The organism is Maricaulis sp. CAU 1757 (assembly GCF_054482675.1).
Window position 1 is genome coordinate 1 of the sequence record NZ_JBTLRI010000008.1, and the last position, 2,500, is coordinate 2,500.

At 55.4% G+C, this 2,500-nt stretch carries 2 tRNA genes and 2 rRNA genes (1 of these 4 cut by a window edge); all 4 read left to right on the forward strand.

The features are described from left to right. Positions 1-675, forward strand: a 16S ribosomal RNA gene (locus ACXYMR_RS13895); the annotation flags it as partial. 225 nt (positions 676-900) lie between these two features. After that, positions 901-977 (forward strand) — tRNA-Ile (locus ACXYMR_RS13900). Between the two features lie 56 nt (positions 978-1,033). After that, a tRNA-Ala gene (locus ACXYMR_RS13905) sits at positions 1,034-1,109 on the forward strand. Positions 1,110-1,322: 213 nt separating this feature from the next. Then, a 23S ribosomal RNA gene (locus ACXYMR_RS13910) occupies positions 1,323-2,500 on the forward strand; it runs 1,561 nt beyond the window's last position.

The window sequence follows — 2,500 nt, forward strand, 5'->3', positions numbered from 1 at the left end:
AGGTGACGCAGCTAACGCATTAAGCTCTCCGCCTGGGGAGTACGGCCGCAAGGTTAAAACTCAAAGAAATTGACGGGGGCCCGCACAAGCGGTGGAGCATGTGGTTTAATTCGAAGCAACGCGCAGAACCTTACCTACCCTTGACATACCAATCGCGGATCGCAGAGATGCTTTCCTTCAGTTCGGCTGGATTGGATACAGGTGCTGCATGGCTGTCGTCAGCTCGTGTCGTGAGATGTTGGGTTAAGTCCCGCAACGAGCGCAACCCTCGCCGTTAGTTGCCAGCAGGTTTGGCTGGGCACTCTAACGGGACCGCCGGTGTCAAGCCGGAGGAAGGTGGGGATGACGTCAAGTCCTCATGGCCCTTACGGGTAGGGCTACACACGTGCTACAATGGCAGTGACAGAGAGCTAATCTCAAAAAACTGTCTCAGTTCGGATTGTCTTCTGCAACTCGAAGGCATGAAGTTGGAATCGCTAGTAATCGCGGATCAGCATGCCGCGGTGAATACGTTCCCGGGCCTTGTACACACCGCCCGTCACACCATGGGAGTTGGTATTACCCGACGACGCCGCGCTAACCTTCGGGAGGCAGGCGGCCACGGTAGGATCAGCGACTGGGGTGAAGTCGTAACAAGGTAGCCGTAGGGGAACCTGCGGCTGGATCACCTCCTTTCTAAGGATGACCGTCAATCGGCGCCGGGCTCTGCCCGTCCGCCGTTCTCGGTCTCTTGGAACTCAAGTCGGGACAGGCATGGCTTTCACGCCAGGTCTGATCACCGGCAAAACAGGCAGTCACCGCCGTCTTCGTTTCTCTTTCCAGTCAGACCTCGTCATCGGACGGGGTCGCCGCGTTTTCGCGCCGGTAATGCACGAAACAGTGTGGAACACGATGAATTTCGGGCCTGTAGCTCAGGTGGTTAGAGCGCACGCCTGATAAGCGTGAGGTCGGTAGTTCGAGTCTACCCAGGCCCACCATCGACCATCTGTTTGCATTCCGAGCTGCGTTGAGAGTGGCGGATCGCATTTTCTAAGGGGCTGTAGCTCAGTTGGGAGAGCGGTAGCTTTGCAAGCTTCAGGTCGTCGGTTCGATCCCGTCCAGCTCCACCAGAAAACACGCGGTTTGACAGAAAGCACAGGTTTCGTGCCCTGCCTGGCAGGTGCACGGATATTTGACATTGTTGTGGAGGGTGTCGCCGATTGAGGTGGCACTGAAGAGACATCCTGACCGAGGTTCATGCCGGGTCTTGTCACGATCGCGAAAGCTTGCACGGCTTTCGAAAGAGTGGCGAGGCGTTCACCGTGCATGAGCATCAATTTCAAGATCAAGCGTCAAAAGGGCGTTTAGTGGATGCCTTGGCATGTAGAGGCGATGAAGGACGTGGCACGCTGCGAAAAGTCTCGGGGAGCTGCGAGCAGGCTTTGATCCGAGAATATCCGAATGGGGAAACCCACCGCTTAGGCGGTATCGCACACTGAATACATAGGTGTGCGAGGCAAACCCGGGGAACTGAAACATCTAAGTACCCGGAGGAAAGGACATCAATTGAGACTCCGCTAGTAGTGGCGAGCGAACGCGGACCAGGCCAGTGCTCTTATCAATCGAACCGGAACCGTCTGGAAAGTCGGGCCGCAGTGGGTGACAGCCCCGTACGGGTAGGAACGATAAGAGACTCGAGTAGGGCGGGACACGTGAAATCCTGTCTGAACATGGGGGGACCATCCTCCAAGCCTAAGTACTCCTACATGACCGATAGTGAACCAGTACCGTGAGGGAAAGGTGAAAAGCACCCCGACGAGGGGAGTGAAACAGACCCTGAAACTGGACGCCTACAAGCAGTCGGAGGGCGCAAGCCTGACGGCGTACCTTTTGTATAATGGGTCAGCGACTTCGTCTCTCGAGCAAGCTTAAGCCGATAGGTGTAGGCGTAGCGAAAGCGAGTCTGAATAGGGCGACTGAGTTCGAGGGATGAGACCCGAAGCCGGGTGATCTATCCATGAGCAGGTTGAAGGTGCGGTAACACGCACTGGAGGACCGAACCCACGTCTGTTGAAAAAGACGGGGATGACTTGTGGATAGGGGTGAAAGGCCAATCAAACCCGGAAATAGCTGGTTCTCCGCGAAATCTATTTAGGTAGAGCGTCTCGTGAATACCCATGGGGGTAGAGCACTGGATGGGCTAGGGGGTCCCAACGACTTACCAAACCTAACCAAACTCCGAATACCATGGAGTAATGCGAGGCAGACACACTGCGGGTGCTAAGGTCCGTAGTGGAGAGGGAAACAGCCCTGACCGCCAGCTAAGGTCCCTAAGTTATCACTAAGTGGGAAACGATGTGGGAGTGCTTAGACAACCAGGAGGTTGGCTTAGAAGCAGCCATCCTTTAAAGAAAGCGTAACAGCTCACTGGTCAAGCGCTCCTGCGCGGAAAATGTAACGGGGCTTAAGTGATACACCGAAGCTGCGGATTCAATCTTATGATTGAGTGGTAGCGGAGCGT